The organism is Tepidibacillus fermentans (genome assembly GCF_004342885.1).
GTDB classification, from domain to species: domain Bacteria; phylum Bacillota; class Bacilli; order Tepidibacillales; family Tepidibacillaceae; genus Tepidibacillus; species Tepidibacillus fermentans.
In genome coordinates, this window is the sequence record NZ_SMAB01000031.1 from 1 (window position 1) to 15060 (window position 15060).

The 15060-nt window shown below is 38.1% G+C and carries 15 protein-coding genes; all 15 read left to right on the plus strand.

Annotation, left to right across the window (positions count from 1 at the left end):
* The first annotated feature begins 248 nt into the window (after nucleotides 1-248).
* Nucleotides 249-1322, plus strand: coding sequence for a peptide chain release factor 1 (gene prfA, locus EDD72_RS12090; protein ID WP_132770703.1), 1074 nt, complete (start codon nucleotides 249-251; stop codon nucleotides 1320-1322).
* 7 nt (nucleotides 1323-1329) lie between these two features.
* On the plus strand, nucleotides 1330-2193 hold the full coding sequence (prmC, locus tag EDD72_RS12095) for a peptide chain release factor N(5)-glutamine methyltransferase (protein WP_165895089.1): 864 nt from the start codon (nucleotides 1330-1332) through the stop codon (nucleotides 2191-2193).
* 189 nt (nucleotides 2194-2382) lie between these two features.
* Nucleotides 2383-3027, plus strand: a complete 645-nt coding sequence (gene spoIIR / locus EDD72_RS12100) for a stage II sporulation protein R (protein WP_132770707.1) — start codon at nucleotides 2383-2385, stop codon at nucleotides 3025-3027.
* A 340-nt stretch (nucleotides 3028-3367) separates the two neighbouring features.
* Nucleotides 3368-4414, plus strand: a complete 1047-nt coding sequence (mglB, locus tag EDD72_RS12105; RefSeq protein WP_132770709.1) for a galactose/glucose ABC transporter substrate-binding protein MglB — start codon at nucleotides 3368-3370, stop codon at nucleotides 4412-4414.
* Nucleotides 4415-4502: 88 nt separating this feature from the next.
* Nucleotides 4503-6026, plus strand: coding sequence for a galactose/methyl galactoside ABC transporter ATP-binding protein MglA (gene mglA / locus EDD72_RS12110; RefSeq protein WP_132770711.1), 1524 nt, complete (start codon nucleotides 4503-4505; stop codon nucleotides 6024-6026).
* 15 nt (nucleotides 6027-6041) lie between these two features.
* Nucleotides 6042-7082 carry a galactose/methyl galactoside ABC transporter permease MglC gene (gene mglC, locus EDD72_RS12115; RefSeq protein WP_132770714.1) on the plus strand — a complete coding sequence of 347 codons (1041 nt, stop codon included), beginning with the start codon at nucleotides 6042-6044 and terminating at the stop codon, nucleotides 7080-7082.
* A gap of 179 nt (nucleotides 7083-7261) precedes the next feature.
* Nucleotides 7262-8320 carry an L-threonylcarbamoyladenylate synthase gene (locus EDD72_RS12120; protein ID WP_132770716.1) on the plus strand — a complete coding sequence of 353 codons (1059 nt, stop codon included), beginning with the start codon at nucleotides 7262-7264 and terminating at the stop codon, nucleotides 8318-8320.
* A 71-nt stretch (nucleotides 8321-8391) separates the two neighbouring features.
* A complete protein-coding gene (locus EDD72_RS12125; protein WP_132770718.1) occupies nucleotides 8392-8952 on the plus strand; it encodes a manganese efflux pump MntP in 561 nt (186 codons plus the stop codon).
* 22 nt (nucleotides 8953-8974) lie between these two features.
* A complete protein-coding gene (locus tag EDD72_RS12130; RefSeq protein WP_207893702.1) occupies nucleotides 8975-9700 on the plus strand; it encodes a ZIP family metal transporter in 726 nt (241 codons plus the stop codon).
* An 18-nt stretch (nucleotides 9701-9718) separates the two neighbouring features.
* A complete protein-coding gene (locus tag EDD72_RS12135) occupies nucleotides 9719-10420 on the plus strand; it encodes a low molecular weight protein arginine phosphatase (protein WP_279388113.1) in 702 nt (233 codons plus the stop codon).
* A 64-nt stretch (nucleotides 10421-10484) separates the two neighbouring features.
* The gene (locus EDD72_RS12140) at nucleotides 10485-11768 is read left to right on the plus strand and encodes a methyl-accepting chemotaxis protein (RefSeq protein ID WP_165895090.1); all 1284 of its coding nucleotides are present in this window, start codon (nucleotides 10485-10487) and stop codon (nucleotides 11766-11768) included.
* A gap of 100 nt (nucleotides 11769-11868) precedes the next feature.
* Entirely contained in the window at nucleotides 11869-12333 is a 465-nt protein-coding gene (gene rpiB, locus EDD72_RS12145; protein WP_132770726.1) for a ribose 5-phosphate isomerase B, read from the plus strand.
* 5 nt (nucleotides 12334-12338) lie between these two features.
* Nucleotides 12339-12947, plus strand: a complete 609-nt coding sequence (locus tag EDD72_RS12150; protein WP_132770728.1) for a TIGR01440 family protein — start codon at nucleotides 12339-12341, stop codon at nucleotides 12945-12947.
* A 16-nt stretch (nucleotides 12948-12963) separates the two neighbouring features.
* The gene (locus tag EDD72_RS12155) at nucleotides 12964-14211 is read left to right on the plus strand and encodes a serine hydroxymethyltransferase (protein WP_132770731.1); all 1248 of its coding nucleotides are present in this window, start codon (nucleotides 12964-12966) and stop codon (nucleotides 14209-14211) included.
* A 21-nt stretch (nucleotides 14212-14232) separates the two neighbouring features.
* Complete coding sequence (upp, locus tag EDD72_RS12160; protein ID WP_132770733.1) at nucleotides 14233-14862, plus strand: uracil phosphoribosyltransferase; 630 nt, start codon at nucleotides 14233-14235, stop codon at nucleotides 14860-14862.
* The last annotated feature ends 198 nt before the right edge of the window (nucleotides 14863-15060 follow it).

Genomic DNA, 15060 nt, shown 5'->3' on the forward strand with positions numbered 1-15060 from the left:
TCTACCTAGGGGAACTCTCAAATACCGATTACGCTTACATAATATATTTGTATATATTTGTAAAAAATTTCTCCCACAAAAACTTGACACAAACGAGAAATGGGTGCCTATTGCTTTACCATTCCCCCATCGTATATAATTGTAATGTTATACATTTAATGTTTAATATTTCGTTTAGATCCCCGCAAAAGTATCGAGGTAACCTATCGTTATTTTTGTGGGTATCTTATAGATGGGGTGAAAGTAAAATGTTTGATCGCTTACAAGAACTTGAAGATCGATATAATCAATTAAGTGAATATTTAATGGATCCTGAAGTGATTAACGATCCCAAAAAACTAAGGGACTATTCCAAAGAGCAATCTAACCTTGAAGAAACAGTTCAGACATATCGTGAATATAAGCAAGTTGTTCAAGAGTATAAAGATGCAAAAGCAATGCTGAATGAAAAATTGGACTCCGAAATGAGAGAAATGGTAAAGATGGAGATTGATGAATTAGAGCAGAAAAAAGAACAATTAGAAGAGAAATTAAAAATCCTCCTCTTACCGAAAGATCCAAATGATGAGAAAAACGTCATCGTCGAGATTCGTGGTGCTGCTGGCGGGGATGAAGCTGCTTTGTTTGCTGGCGACCTTTTCCGCATGTATACTCGTTATGCCGAAAGAAAAGGATGGAAGACCGAAGTGATCGATGCAAACTATACTGGAATAGGTGGATTTAAAGAGGTTGTCTTTATGATCCAAGGAAAAGGTGCATATAGTTTCCTAAAATACGAGAGTGGTGCCCACCGAGTTCAACGAATACCTGCGACAGAATCAGGTGGAAGGATTCATACCTCAACGGCAACCGTTGCCGTATTACCTGAGGCAGAAGAGGTTGAAGTGGAACTTCATGAAAAAGATATTCGTGTTGACGTGTTCTGTTCTAGCGGACCTGGTGGGCAATCCGTAAACACCACTCAATCCGCTGTACGCCTTACCCATATCCCAACAGGAATTGTTGTACAATGTCAAGATGAAAAATCGCAGATCAAAAATAAAGAAAAGGCGATGAAAGTACTACGTGCAAGGCTTTATGAAAAACAACTAGAAGAAGAACAAGCAAAACAAGCTGATATCCGCAAAAACCAAGTAGGTACAGGTGATCGTTCTGAAAGGATTCGTACGTACAATTTCCCGCAAAGCCGTGTAACCGATCATCGAATCGGTTTAACTTTACACAAACTAGATCAAGTGCTAGATGGAGATTTAGATGAAATTATTCAAGCATTACAAGTTCAAGCCCAAACGGAATTATTAAAAAGTCAAGGTATGGAGTAAGATGGCGATGAAAATGACGATTCGGGAAGCCCAAACTTGGGCTTCTTCCTTTTTAGCAAAGCAAAATATTGAACAAGCAGAACTGGAAGCAGAAATCATGATTCGCTCCTTATTTGGTTGGGATCGTAGCCAATTATTTGTTCATTGGAACGAATCAATGCCTATGAGTCGACTTGAACAATTTAAACAATGGTTAAACCGAAGAATCAATCATGAACCCATTCAATACATTATTGGTACACAAGAGTTCTTTGGGCGTGAGTTTCAGGTTAATTCGTCCGTATTGATACCAAGGCCGGAAACAGAATTACTGATCGAAGAAGTTCTTCAACAAGCAGAACAAATCTGGCAAGATCAACCCATAACCGTTGTGGATATCGGAACTGGAAGTGGTGCAATCGCGATTACATTGTCACTAGAAAAACCTAACTGGAATGTGCATACGGTTGATATTTCAAAACAAGCCTTGCAGGTTGCCAAAAGAAATGCCGAGAGATTGGGGGCGAAACTAATTTTTCATCATGGGAATTTATTAGAACCAATCATTCGTCAGAAGATGAAGGTAGATCTCGTGATCTCTAATCCCCCCTATATTCCCTCAAGAGATATTCAAACTTTGATGCCAGAAGTAAAGAATTATGAGCCGATCCTCGCATTAGATGGAGGGGAAGATGGCTTAGTTTTTTATCGTCAAATCATAAGTCAAAGTTTTTCTGTTCTAAAACGGCTCGGAATGATTGCTTTTGAAATCGGAACTGATCAATCAGAAGCGATTCAGCAATTATTTGCAAACTCAGGAGCAAAGTCCTATCAAGTTTTACCTGACTTTCAAGGTATTCCAAGAGTCGCTATGGCATGGTTTAAAGACTGAAATTGGCTATTTCGCCAATTTCCTCAAATCTGACCCCTGATTTCTGACATTTCAGAGTAAACTTTATTATAAAGTTTACTCTTATCACTTACCATTAACCCCTCACTTCAGAATAAACTTTTCGGGGAAGTTTATTCTGAACTTTTCCTGTCAATACTGTTGATAGAGAGTAGAGAGAGGGGAAACGAAATGAAGAGGGTCTTATATTTTATCTTTATATTTTCCGTTTTATTGATGAGTTGGGATGGGCAAAAACAGGATGCGGCCATTGCTGCAGCAAACAATCAACAAGCGGTTATACCTAATGAAGCAATCCGTTTGCGAATTATAGCCAATAGTGATTCTCCTGAAGATCAATTACTCAAACAAAAAATTCGCGATCAAGTTGTAGCAAAAATTGAACCTTGGGTGAATTCATTAGCCAATATTGGGCAAGCAAGAGAAGTGATTCGTGGTCACTTACCTGAATTACAACAAGTCGTTGACCAAACCATTGCTAAGAATGGTTACGATTATCCAGCAAAAGTTGAACTTGGGATTGTTCCTTTTCCGACAAAAATGTATGGACAAATCGTCTATCCTGCAGGGAACTATGAAGCATTACGTATTACAGTCGGAAACGGGCAAGGGCAAAATTGGTGGTGTGTTCTCTTTCCACCGCTCTGTTTCATTGATATGTCTAACGGTGATGCTGTAAAAGCAGATACTAAAGCTACAGTTGATTCAACAAAAAGCTCTTCAGTATCAGCAAAAGCAAACGAAGATGTTAAAGTGAAATTTTTTATTGTCGAGTTATTTAGCAAGTTATTCGCTTTTATTCGTTCACTATTTTAATATTCTATATTTATTTACCCAGTCATTTTGACTGGGTTTTTTAGTGGTTAAAAACAGGATTCGTTTTCTAGGGTGTAATGATTTTACTGAAATATTTAGTATATTTTACTAATCCTTTAAATATATAAGTTCAATTTCATTTAGTATTGCTGTTCCAAGAACGCCCTTTTGAATAGTTAACTAAGATTGAAAGAGTCTCATTTAAAAACTTTCATAGCAATTATAAAAAAATTTTACAAATGTAACTGAAAAAATAATATTGACAGTTTGACTAAAAATTTAGTAAAATTCAAAATGTAAGCGCTTTATCTATTTTTAATAGAAAAGAGGGGGAAAATAAATGAGAAAATTTTTTGCATTATTAATGGTGTTATCACTTATCTTAACTGTCACGGCATGTGGGACGACCACAGGATCTAATGCCCCAGCCGACAAATCTGCGGAAATGCCAAAGATTGGGGTAGCGATTTATAAGTTCGATGATAACTTTATGTCTTTTGTGCGTCGAGCAATTGAGACAAGTGCAAAAGGGAAAGCGGAATTAATTTTAAATGATTCCCAAAATAACCAATCGACTCAAAATGAGCAGGTAGATATGATGATTGCTAAAGGGGTTAAATCCTTAGCAATTAACTTAGTTGACCCTCAAGCTGCGCCAACGATCATTGCAAAAGCAAAAGCAGCAAACATACCAGTTATATTCTTTAACAAAGAGCCTGATGCAAGTGTATTAAAAAGCTATGATAAAGCATGGTATGTAGGTACTACCTCTTCAGAATCTGGTGTAATTCAAGGCAAAATCATTGTAGATGCTTGGAAAGCAAATAAAGATAAATGGGATAAAAATGGTGATGGCAAAATTCAATACGTTCTACTAAAAGGTGAACCAGGACATCCTGATGCCGAAGCTCGTACAAAATATGCGATTGATGAGATTAAAGCAGCCGGTATTGGTGTAGAACAGTTAGAACTCCAAACAGGTATGTGGGATTCTGTAAAGGGTAAGGAATTAATGGATGCATGGTTAGCAAAGCATGGAGATAAGATTGAATTTGTGATTGCTAACAATGACGCAATGGCATTAGGTGCAATTTCTTCATTAAAAGCAAACGGCTATTTTACGGGTAATAAATACATGCCTGTAGTTGGTGTAGATGCAATACCTGATGCAATACAACAAATTAAAGCTGGTACAATGTTAGGTACAGTATTAAATGATGCGAAAAATCAAGGACAAGCTACATTTGATTTAGCATTCAATGTAGCAACCGGAAAAGATGTATTAGCAGGAACAAAATGGAAATTGGATGACAAAAAAGCAGTTCGTGTTCCATATATAGCAATCACCAAAGATAACATTTCAGTCGCTGAAGAAGCATATAAGTAAAATTTTTAAAATGTGAAGGTAAATAAGGATGCAAAGCATAAGCATGCATCCTTATTTATTAAATGACCGATAGAATGGGGTGAAACCTATGGCTGATATAGTGCAAGAGAAAGAGAAGTCAAACTATTTATTAGAAATGGTCAATATTACAAAGGAATTCCCAGGTGTTAAAGCTTTAGATAATGTGCAGCTAAGAGTTAAGGCGGGCACAGTACATGCATTAATGGGGGAAAATGGCGCTGGGAAATCTACTTTAATGAAATGCTTATTTGGTATTTACCATGCAGATAGTGGTGAAATTTTCCTTGATGGTAAACAAGTAACATTTACTACACCGAAAGAAGCCTTAGATAATGGTGTTTCAATGGTTCATCAGGAACTAAACCAAGTACGTCAGCGCAATATCATGGATAATATTTGGTTAGGTCGTTATCCCAAGAAGGGATTATTTATTGACGAGGAAAAAATGTATGAAGATACAAAAAAGATTTTTGAAGAGCTGGATATAAATTTAGACCCACGCATAAAAACGGAAAAATTATCGGTTTCGGAAATGCAAATGGTAGAAATTGCGAAGGCGGTCTCTTATCATTCGAAAATTATCGTAATGGACGAACCTACCTCTTCCTTGACGGAAAAAGAGGTGAATCATTTATTTAAAATAATAAAAACTTTAAAAGAAAAAAACGTAGGTATCATTTATATCTCTCATAAAATGGAAGAAATCCTTCAAATAGCTGATGAAGTGACAATCATGAGGGATGGTAAGTGGATTGTTACAAAACCATCTCATGAATTAACGACAGATAAAATTATTAGTTTGATGGTTGGTCGTGACTTAGAAAATCGCTTTCCTACCAAAGATAATGTCCCAAAAGAAACAATATTAGAAGTTAAAGATTTGACAGCAACTTATCAGCCTTCAATTGAAGGTGTATCCTTCGAGTTGCGAAAAGGTGAAATTCTAGGTATCGCAGGATTAGTGGGGTCCAAACGAACAGATGTAGTTGAATCAATATTTGGTATTAGAAAATTAAAGTCAGGAAAAATTTACTTGCATGGTAAAGAAGTAATCAATAAATCACCGCGGGATGCGATAAAAAACGGATTTGCCCTTGTTACGGAAGAACGCCGTTCTACTGGTATATTTGGAATTCTAGATATTAATTTTAATTCGATCATTGCGAATTTGGATGCGTATATCGGCAAATTTGGAATGATTGATGATAACAAATGTAAAGAAGATACAGAATGGGTTATTAATAGTATGAGAGTAAAAACACCTTCCCAAAAAACATCAATTCAATCTTTATCTGGAGGAAATCAACAAAAGGTAATTATGGGAAGATGGTTATTAACCCAGCCAGAGATCCTTATGCTGGATGAACCCACACGTGGTATTGATGTTGGAGCAAAATACGAAATCTATCAATTAATTTTGGAATTAGCCAAAAAAGATAAAGGGATCATCATGATTTCATCTGAGATGCCAGAATTATTAGGGATTACAGATCGAATCCTTGTCATGAGTAATGGAAAAGTTGCAGGAATTGTGGAGACGAAAAATACGAATCAAGAAGAGATTCTGCGCTTATCTGCTAAATTTTTATAAAAGGAGTGAAAAAAAATGCTGGCTTTAAATTCAGATAAAACGAAGAAATCAACTAAAAAAGATATGCTACAGTGGATCATGAATAATGCAATCTATTTCATTTTAATTGCCTTGTTATTAATTATTATCGCAATCTCTCCAGATTTTCTATCCGTTATAAATTTACGTAATATCTTATCCCAGGCTTCTACTAGGATCATTATTGCATTAGGTGTTGGTGGGCTGATTATAACTCAAGGAACGGATTTGTCTGCTGGTCGTTTAGTTGGATTAGCCGCTGTAGTATCTGCGTCTTTATTACAGGCACCAGACTATGCTTATCGCATGTATCCTAATTTACCTGAATTGCCACTATTTGTACCAATTATTCTTGTTGCAATCATCACAGGATTATTCGGACTAATCAATGGATTTATCGTATCAAAACTTAATGTTACGCCGTTTATCGCTACGTTAGGTACAATGGTTATTGCATATGGTGTAACTTCGATTTATTTTGACCGACCACCATATGGTGCACAACCAATTGGCGGATTGGATCCACGGTTTATGAATTTTGCTCAAGGGAATATAATGATCGGCAATTTTATGATTCCTTATCTCGTAATTTACGCAACAATCATTACAATCATCATGTGGGTGATTTGGAATAAAACCCGTTTAGGCAAAAATATGTATGCCATTGGCGGCAATCCAGAAGCAGCTGCTGTTTCAGGAATTAATATTACAAAGAATTTATTAATTCTTTATACAATTGCTGGGGTATTGTATGGATTTGCCGGGGTATTAGAAGCAGGTCGTGTAGGTAGTGCGACAAATAACACAGGATTTATGTATGAATTAGATGCGATTGCTGCCGTTGTAGTCGGAGGAGTATCATTTAGTGGTGGAATCGGTACAGTTGGTGGAGTAGTTACTGGTGTAATCATCTTCCAACTTATTAACTATGGTTTGGCTTTCATCGGTGTGAATCCTTATCTTCAATATATTATTAAGGGTCTAATTATTGTAACTGCTGTAGCGATCGATACACGTAAATACATTAAGAAAAAATAGTTATCAACAAAATGTGGTTGTTATGAAAAGTTATAAACAAAGTTATGAACAAGTTATTCACATCATGTGAATAACTTGTTCTTTTTCTTTTGACTTTTTCCTCTGTATTTAGTTAAATGGTGTTAAGAAATATTGATAAAACAAGCAATGAAAGTGATCAAGAATAGGAGTAGGAAATAATGTTTACAACAAAGACAAAGCTTTGGTATGTGGATAAAAATGTGGATGAATACAACCCAACAGTTATGGAAATTGGTGATCGATTGAGAAAAGGTGAAGTCATCGCCTTTCCGACCGAAACGGTATATGGATTAGGGGCAAATGCCTTGGATTCCAACGCGGTTCGCAAAATCTTTGAGGCAAAAGGTCGTCCCAGTGATAATCCTTTAATCGTGCATATTGCTTCATTCGAACAATTAAATGAACTTGTAACCCATATCGATGAGAAAAGTAAGCAATTAATGGCTCGTTTTTGGCCAGGCCCATTAACGATTATTTTTCCGAGTAAAGGGAAAATCTCAGAATTGGTAACCTCCTTGCCAACAGTAGCGATTCGAATGCCTGATCATCCGATAGCTTTAGCCATTATTAGAGCTGCCCAAGTTCCAATTGCGGCTCCAAGTGCGAATCGTTCGGGCAAACCGAGTCCAACGAAGGCTGAACATGTATGGTCAGACTTACACGGCAGGATCGATGGTATTGTTGATGGCGGGAATACAGGATATGGGGTAGAATCCACAGTAATTGACGTAAGTGGGGATGAACCCGTAATTTTACGTCCAGGTGGAGTTACAATAGAACAACTTGAAGAAGTAATAGGTGAAGTAGAAATAGACCCGGCCTTAGTACATAAAGGAGAAAAGCCAAAGGCACCTGGAATGAAATATACCCATTATGCCCCTGATGCTGAAATGTGGCTCGTTCAAGGTGAAGAAGAGAAAGTCATTCAGGAAATTAATCGCATAGTGAAGGAAAAGTCTTTGGAAGGGAGGCGAGTAGGCGTCCTTACGACCAAAGACCACCAAGACAGGATTAGCGAAACTGCTTATAAGGTTCTTGCTTATGGTAATAAAGATGATTTAACTCCTTTTGCCGCAAACGTCTATGATGCACTACGACAATTTGATAAAGATAAGATCGACTTTATTTTAGCAGAAGCGTTTCCTGAAACTGGAATAGGTTTAGCAATCATGAATCGACTAAAAAAAGCAGCCGGTGGAAATATTTTAAAAGTATAATCGACATTCAATCATGAGAAAAAGAGTCCTCGCATAATCTTACATAGACAAGGTTATGGAGGGATAAAATCATGTTTTTTTTCTATCTGCATTTTGGTGAAGTCGTAACCTTCTTTATGATCGCAGTGGCTTTAGGAATGGATGCTTTTTCTCTAGGAATAGGAATTGGTATGCAAGGCCTCACTATCTCTCAAATCCTCAAGGTGAGTACAACAATTGGAATTTTTCATATTATCATGCCACTTGTAGGTGTCGCGATTGGCCATTATTTATCAACGATGATCGGTGACGTTGCAACTGTGATTGGAGGCAGTTTGTTAGTCTTTTTGGGATTGAATATGATTTGGTCTTCTTTTGCAGAAAAAGATGGACATTCATTGAACCAGATCGCAGGGATTGGTTTGCTATTACTGGCGTTTAGCGTAAGTATTGATGCCCTTTCTATTGGTTTTTCCCTTGGCTTATTCTCGGTCGACATTTGGTTTGCCATTTTATTATTTGGTTTAATGGGTGGAGTGATGACCGCCCTAGGGCTTTCAATTGGAACAAAAATCGGCCATTGGCTAGGAGAATACGGAGAAATTTTTGGTGGCATTATACTTCTAGTTTTTGGGATTAAGTTTTTGGTGTAATCCTATGATACAGGTTCTTTGGATGAGTCTTTTGTCGGGGCTAGCAACAGGTATAGGGGCTTTGATCGTTCTTTGGTTTGGTGAGCCTACAAGGAAGGTACTGGGATTTTATCTAGGTTTAGCTTCGGGTATCATGGGGATTGTTGTTTTGGCCGATCTATTACCTTCATCGATCATCTATGGTAACCTATTCTATACATTGACCGGATTATTGATTGGTATTATCTTTATGTTTGTCTTTGATTGGATCTTAGCGAAAATCTTGTTTAGTCGAAAGCAATTCGGTCAAGGCAGGACGCAATCTAAATTTTACCAACAAATGGGCTATTTTATGACACTAGCGATTGCCTTACATAACCTTCCAGAAGGATTAGCAATTGGCGCTGGTTATGAAACTCAATCCCAATTAGGAATCCGTGTAGCCTTAGTGATTGCGTTACATAATATTCCTGAAGGACTTGGGATTGCCTCTACCCTCTTATTAGGGAAAATACCTTCTATTTATGTGTTTTTACTATCTATTGCAACTGGATTATTTATCCCCTTAGGTACATTAGTTGCGTTAGGATTGGGACAAATTGTACCCTATTGGATTTCTATCGGTTTGTCTATAGCTAGTGGCGCAATGGGATATATTGTGGTAAAAGATATTGGTCCTGAGAGTATCAAGCTACATCCCCTCCTATCAAGGTTTGGGATGGGGTTAGGGATCTTAATTATGTATATTGTTTATAACTTACATCATTGAACAAAAGGGAGTGGGAAGGTGAACGTCCTTTTTATCTGTACAGGAAATACTTGTCGAAGTCCAATGGCTGAAAAGATTTTGTTGAAAAAGGCGAAAGAAAATCAAATCGATATCCAAGTAAAATCTGCAGGGATTGCCGCTTTTGAAGGGCAACCAGCATCCAAACACGCACGACAAGTCATGAGGGATTATGGCATGTCCGATCAACATCAGACACAAAGAGTGTCCAAAGAATTGCTAGAATGGGCAGATTTAGTCTTAACGATGACAGAAGGACATAAAAGTGTATTAATCGATCAATACCCAGAATTCGCGGACCGAATCTATACATTAAAAGAATATAGCCATCGTTTTGAAAGGAATCGCGAATGGAAGAAACTGAATGATATCTATCAACGAATTGAGGAGAAGAAAGAACGCTTTTTCACACGCTATCAAAAAGAAATAGAAGAGCTAGAGAATAGATACCAAATGCTACAGCAGGAATTAAAGAAAATAGAAGGAAAGTTGCAACAATATGAACAACAATTGCAGCAAGAAATAGAGGAAGATCTTAAGGAGATCGAACAGTTAAGGCAGAATATGCCGTCCTATGACGTTGATGATCCTTATGGCGGTGATTTAGCAACCTATCGAAAAACGGCAAAGGAAATTGAAGAAGCTCTAGATAAATGGATTCAATTTATGGATGAAAAACGTGTAAATAAAAAAGGTGAATAAGTTTTCAACAAGAATATTATAAAATAAATGTTTAAGTTAAATGGATCGAAAAGAGGTGACGTTCATGGATGAGAGGGGATACCGATTTCGGTTAACGAAAAAATTTGTTCTTGGAATTACGACTTTATCTATCGTAACTTACGGAACAAGTGCCTTTATCATCTTGGGACTAAAGGATTACTTTTATTTCTTACCTTATCATTGGTTTGTCATTGGAACTATGGCCTTGGGTATCATATGGTCAAGTATTTTTGGTTATCTGGCTGCTAGAATTCTAACGAAACCATTAACGGAAATTGAACAGGTAGCAAGAAAAGCAGCAGCAGGGGACTTAAGAACAAATGTAAAAGTAGTGAGATCTGATGATGAATTAAGAGCCCTAGGGCTGGCTTTTAATCAAATGATCTCAAATATTAGTCAAGTTGTAACAGAAATCCATCATATTTTTGAATTAACGAATACACATGTAACGGAATTGAACCAAGCCTCTGAACAGGCAGCTATATCTGCAGAACAGATTTCAAGAACAATCGATGATATTGCTAGAGGAGCCGAACGGCAAGCTGAAGCAACCAATACGACTGTTGAATCGATCAATCAGATCCACCATCTATCCGAAACGGTCAATCAAAAGGCCGACCAAACCAAAGGGAATGCCTACCAAATGAAAAAAGTGATAGAAGAGAGTATTGATGTAGTCCATTCTCTTGTTGAAGGTCTTTCACAGATCGCAAATGAAAATCAAGAATCGATTCAATTTGTTCGAAAACTACAGCAACATGCAGAAGAGATTGGAACGATTACCGGAGTCGTAGGGGATATTGCTGAACAAACCAATCTATTGGCATTAAATGCTTCGATTGAAGCTGCGAGGGCTGGCGAACATGGACGGGGGTTTGCCGTGGTTGCAGAGGAAGTAAGGAAGCTAGCTGACGAGAGTAGACAAGCGGTACAAACGATTAGTGAGTTAATCCAACAAATGCAGCTTGAGGTAGGTAATGTTGTGAATCAAATCTCCCACCAAGTAGAACTAGCAACAGCACAGTCAAACAAAGGAGGGGATACCAAGATAGCATTATCGAATGTAAAAGAGATTGTAAACGATGTGGTAGAATCGGTTGAACATATTGGAAGTCTAATCTCAGAACAAGCAATGCATATCGAAAAAACAAAAGAAAAAGCTGATCAAGTTGCCTATATTGCAAAGCAAACATCTTCAGGTTCGCAACAGGTAGCAGCTTCGACACAACAGCAGACTGCAGCCATGGAAGAGATTGCGGCTACCACTCAATTATTAAAAGAACAAGCACATCAATTAAGAGAAAGTATTCTCAAGTTTAAAATTTAGAGAGAATCTTTCTCTTTTTTTTGGCGTCATTTTATCTTTTATCTATGTGATACGACCTAATTAGGTTATAATATGGAATGAAAGAAATGGAGGGACATGAATGAAGGTAGCAATTGCAGCAGATCATGGAGGATACGAATTAAAGGAACATATTAAACGGGTGATGGATGATCTAAGAATCGAATATGAAGATCTAGGAACAAACGGACTTGAGTCGGTTGATTATCCTGATTATGCGTTTCCAGTGGCCAACCGAGTCGCAAAAGGTGAAGTTGACAGAGGAATTTTAATTTGTGGGACAGGCATTGGGATGTCGATTGCAGCCAATAAAGTAGAAGGTGTTCGTGCCGCATTAGTTCATGACTGCTACACAGCTAGAGTAACACGTCAACACAATGATTCCAATGTGTTATGTTTAGGTGGACGCACAACTGGATTTAATGTAGCAGAGGAGATCGTTCGAATTTGGTTAGGCGAAGAATTTGAAGGTGGAAGACATGAACGTCGAATTCAAAAGATTATCCAGATTGAAAATCGATTAAAAGATCAATTACAGGAAGGTTAAATCGGATGCTTGAAAAAGGTAAGATTCAGAGTCAAGTTTCTAAATTACTAGATGATTTACTTCTTTCCTTTCCAATGAACCATCGTCATCTATTGGTTTTAGGTGTAAGTACCAGTGAAGTTTTGGGGAAGCAAATTGGTTCTGCAGGAAGTGAAGAAGTAGCAAAGGAAATTTTTGATGCTGTATGGATAGCAAAGCAAAAACATGGATTTCATCTCGCTTTTCAGGGATGCGAACATATCAATCGAGCGCTTGTTGTTGAGCGGGAAACAGCAGAGAAATTTGGTTTTGAAATTGTAACGGTCGTACCTGTAAGAAAAGCAGGCGGAGCAATGGCAACTTATGCATTTCACCAATTTCAGGAGCCAGTAGTGGTTGAATTTATTAAGGCAGATGCTGGAATCGATATTGGTGATACACTGATTGGTATGCACTTAAAGCATGTTGCTGTTCCTGTCCGCTCTAGTATAAAACAAGTTGGTCATGCCCATGTTACCATGGCGAAAACGAGGCCAAAATTAATCGGTGGCGCAAGGGCACAATATACCATTGATGGAATTGACCCATCGACAATGATTAAGGGCATCAGACCTAAGGATGGAGAATCTTGTTAAGAGGGGGAGAGAAAGGATGGAGAAGTTAAAAAAGCAAGATCCGCAAGTTGCTGAGGCAATAAAACAAGAATTAAATCGTCAACGCTCCAAAATTGAATTAATCGCATCAGAAAATTTTGTAAGTGAAGCTGTTTTAGAAGCGTTAGGAACCGTTTTGACGAATAAGTACGCAGAAGGTTATCCAGGTAAACGTTATTATGGCGGTTGTGAATATGTAGATATCGTTGAGGATCTAGCACGCGAGAGAGCAAAACAACTCTTTGGAGCAGAACATGCCAATGTTCAGCCTCATTCAGGTGCTCAAGCAAATATGGCGGTATATTTTTCCGTTTTACAGCCAGGGGATACCGTATTAGGAATGAATTTAGCTCATGGTGGACATCTCACTCATGGAAGTCCGGTCAATTTTTCCGGTACGTTATATCGTTTTGTTCCTTACGGAGTAGATCGAGAAACAGAACAGATTAATTATGATGAGGTTCGAAGATTAGCGATTGAACACAAGCCGAAATTAATTGTAGCAGGAGCAAGCGCTTATCCACGTGTGATCGATTTTGCGAAGATGCGTGAAATTGCCGATGAAGTAGGGGCATTATTGATGGTTGATATGGCCCATATCGCTGGATTGGTTGCTGCAGGACTTCATCCAAGCCCTGTACCCTATGCTGATTTTGTCACAACCACAACACATAAAACGTTACGAGGACCGCGTGGGGGAATGATCTTGTGTAAGGCAGAATATGCCAAAGCTATAGATAAATCTATTTTCCCTGGGGTTCAAGGTGGCCCATTAATGCATGTCATCGCAGCAAAAGCTGTTGCTCTTTATGAAGCTTTACAACCTGAATTTAAAGAGTATTCGGGGCGAATTGTGGAGAATGCGAAACACCTAGCCAACGCATTAATCGAGAGAGGTTTTAAACTAGTTTCAGGTGGTACAGATAATCATTTAATTCTTGTCAATTTAACAGAAATGAATATTACAGGAAAAGATGCAGAACGCTTATTGGATGAAATAGGAATCACCTGTAATAAGAACGCGATCCCATTTGATCAAGCAAGTCCATTTGTAACAAGTGGGATTCGGATTGGAACTGCTGCTGTAACGACAAGGGGAATGGATACTACAGCAATGGAAGAAATCGCTGAGATCATTGCGATGACTTTGAAAAATCCAGATCACAAAGATATCCATGAAGAAGCAAAGGTAAGAGTCCAATCATTAGTAGAGCGTTATCCATTATATAAAGAGTTAAATTATTGATGTGATTTAAGGAGAGATTTGATGTCGAAATTATATGTATTTGATCACCCTTTAATTCAGCATAAACTTACCTATATTCGCGACAAAAACACAGGTACAAAAGAGTTTCGTGAATTAGTAGATGAAGTGGCAACATTGATGGCTTATGAAATTACAAGGGATTTACCTTTAGAAGAAGTAACCATCGAAACGCCCGTTAGTAAAGCCGTTGCAAAAGTGGTTTCAGGGAAAAAGATTGGCCTTGTTCCAATCCTCCGGGCAGGTTTAGGAATGGTAGATGGAATTTTGAAGATTATCCCTGCAGCAAAGGTGGGACATGTTGGTTTATATCGCGATCCTGAAACTCTAAAACCAGTAGAATATTATCTGAAACTGCCAAGTGATATTACTGAGCGTGAATTGATTGTCATCGACCCAATGTTAGCTACAGGAGGTTCTGCTTCCGCAGCCATTCAATTATTAAAGGAAAAAGGCGCACAAAATATCAAATTGATGTGTCTAATTGCTGCACCAGAAGGGGTTAAGCGAGTCCAAGAGGAGCATGATGATGTGGATATTTATGTAGCTGCGGTTGATGAAAAATTAAATGATCATGGATATATCGTTCCAGGTCTTGGCGATGCAGGGGATCGCCTATTTGGGACGAAGTAAAGCCTTGTTTTTTCCAACAAGGCTATCTCTTTGTGCGCCCGGCATGGGTGCAGTCTAACAGGTGAAAGTCCTGAGTGCGGGTTGATAGTGCCAAGCACATAGTCAAAGGCAAGGGTGTCCACCGTGAGGTGGAATCTGAAGGAAGCCGAAGGCAAACTTCTGGTCTGACGAACAGAAATCACATCAGGCATATGTAGG

Coding starts and splice junctions, on each gene's coding strand:
- prfA (WP_132770703.1), top strand. CDS start 249: ATGTTTGATCGCTTACAAGAACTTGAAGATCGATATAATCAATTAAGT.
- prmC (WP_165895089.1), top strand. CDS start 1,330: ATGAAAATGACGATTCGGGAAGCCCAAACTTGGGCTTCTTCCTTTTTA.
- spoIIR (WP_132770707.1), top strand. CDS start 2,383: ATGAAGAGGGTCTTATATTTTATCTTTATATTTTCCGTTTTATTGATG.
- mglB (WP_132770709.1), top strand. CDS start 3,368: ATGAGAAAATTTTTTGCATTATTAATGGTGTTATCACTTATCTTAACT.
- mglA (WP_132770711.1), top strand. CDS start 4,503: ATGGCTGATATAGTGCAAGAGAAAGAGAAGTCAAACTATTTATTAGAA.
- mglC (WP_132770714.1), top strand. CDS start 6,042: ATGCTGGCTTTAAATTCAGATAAAACGAAGAAATCAACTAAAAAAGAT.
- EDD72_RS12120 (WP_132770716.1), top strand. CDS start 7,262: ATGTTTACAACAAAGACAAAGCTTTGGTATGTGGATAAAAATGTGGAT.
- EDD72_RS12125 (WP_132770718.1), top strand. CDS start 8,392: ATGTTTTTTTTCTATCTGCATTTTGGTGAAGTCGTAACCTTCTTTATG.
- EDD72_RS12130 (WP_207893702.1), top strand. CDS start 8,975: ATGAGTCTTTTGTCGGGGCTAGCAACAGGTATAGGGGCTTTGATCGTT.
- EDD72_RS12140 (WP_165895090.1), top strand. CDS start 10,485: ATGGATGAGAGGGGATACCGATTTCGGTTAACGAAAAAATTTGTTCTT.
- rpiB (WP_132770726.1), top strand. CDS start 11,869: ATGAAGGTAGCAATTGCAGCAGATCATGGAGGATACGAATTAAAGGAA.
- EDD72_RS12150 (WP_132770728.1), top strand. CDS start 12,339: ATGCTTGAAAAAGGTAAGATTCAGAGTCAAGTTTCTAAATTACTAGAT.
- EDD72_RS12155 (WP_132770731.1), top strand. CDS start 12,964: ATGGAGAAGTTAAAAAAGCAAGATCCGCAAGTTGCTGAGGCAATAAAA.
- upp (WP_132770733.1), top strand. CDS start 14,233: ATGTCGAAATTATATGTATTTGATCACCCTTTAATTCAGCATAAACTT.